Raw genomic sequence first — 1,609 nt, 5'->3', positions numbered from 1 at the left:
CTGATACAATGGTAGCGGCCAATACTTTTGATTTGCTCAAAAACGCTCATCAACCATTTGATTACCCCCTCTATCCATCAATTAGTTCCAAAAATCACTTTTCTATTTCCATATTATATCCCCTTGCTTTTAATAATGGTAATAAGCGCACAGTCCAAAAAAGATACTCAACAATCTGGCCCGATTGCTGAACAAGAAAAATCCTGCATTTCATATAGGATTTTTGATCAAACTTTTTTACAAACGGTACATCTTTTTTATAAACGAAACGACTTTCTTCCAAATCCACATCTGGGGATATTATGATTTCTTACCTTGATGGATATGAGGGTTACCCCAAAAAACGGAAAAATATGCTATTCTTTCTGTAAATGCTGCTGAAAGGAAAATTCCCTATCATTTATAAATTTTAGAGAATAGGCATTTATATAAATTAGGAGGAAGAAGCCGTTGAAGACTAGTATCATCATTATCGATGACCATCAACTTTTCCGTGAAGGTGTTAAGCGTATATTAGATTTTGAATCATCCTTTGATGTTGTTGCCGAAGGCGATGACGGAAGCGAGGCTATGGATCTTGTTGAAACACACAAACCAGATGTTGTTATCACGGATATCAACATGCCGAATATGAACGGTGTTGAAGCGACTAAAATGCTTGTGAACCGTTACCCTAAAACGAAGGTCATCATTTTATCGATTCATGATGATGAAAACTATGTACAGCATGCATTGAAAACAGGAGCACAAGGTTATCTGTTGAAAGAAATGGACACCGATACGTTAATTAATGCTGTTCGTGTAGTCGCAGAAGGTGGCACATACCTTCATCCGAAGGTGACACATAATCTAGTCAAAGAATATCGCCGTTTAGCTGCTGAAGTGGGTGCTAATCGTGATTCAGTGCATGCTGTAGAGATTAGAAGACCACTTCACCTATTGACTCGACGCGAGTGTGAAGTTCTTCAACGTTTAGCAGATGGAAAAAGCAACCGTGCCGTCGGCGAATCTTTATACATTAGTGAAAAAACAGTAAAAAATCATGTGAGTAACATTCTTCAAAAAATGCGTGTAAACGACCGTACACAAGCTGTTGTTCTAGCTATTAAAAACAGCTGGGTAGAAGTGAAATAATTTCAACTTATGATAAGTCTGGCTCTTCAGTTTTCGCAATGCGTGCTGAAGAGCAAGACTTTTCTCACGAAACGAGCCTTAGAAGCAATTCTAAAGGCTCGTTTTTTTGAGGTTATATTGTTGTTTTGAAAAAATTGGACTTTTTCACTGAATCTTAAATCATGGGGTACCGTCACATTGCCAAGTTGGGGTACCACCATCCAAACGCGGATTTACAACGTTAAGGATATTCCAGCATTAAAAATCCTAATCTCTCAGTGATATTAATGAGAAATTGGGATTTTATTATTCAACAATTGCGCCCGATTGTTGAAGAAATATTGAAGATTTGAAATCTTTACCCTTCTTTATACACATTTCAATTTATGATGGTAATCTCCTCAGTTCTTAAATTAATTGCCTGCCAGCACATGCTTTGGCCAATGGAAAATTACTTTTGGCATATCAACCAAAAGAAATGCTCATGCAAATGTTC

Annotated in this window: 2 protein-coding genes; both read left to right on the top strand. The window is 37.2% G+C overall.

Annotated elements, in window-relative coordinates; genetic code table 11:
* A partial coding sequence (locus N9I19_RS24690; RefSeq protein ID WP_317779323.1) for a hypothetical protein occupies positions 1 to 191 on the top strand: 191 nt, incomplete at its 5' end.
* A gap of 259 nt (positions 192 to 450) precedes the next feature.
* Positions 451 to 1,134, top strand: coding sequence for a response regulator transcription factor (locus N9I19_RS24685; protein WP_317779322.1), 684 nt, complete (start codon positions 451 to 453; stop codon positions 1,132 to 1,134).
* Positions 1,135 to 1,609 lie beyond the last annotated feature (475 nt).

Origin of the sequence: Peribacillus sp. CSMR9, assembly GCF_033141925.1 — a bacterium.
GTDB lineage: Bacteria > Bacillota > Bacilli > Bacillales > DSM-1321 > Peribacillus > Peribacillus simplex_A.
Note: the sequence above shows the minus strand (reverse complement) of the source record. Positions and strands in the feature narration are given on the sequence as shown.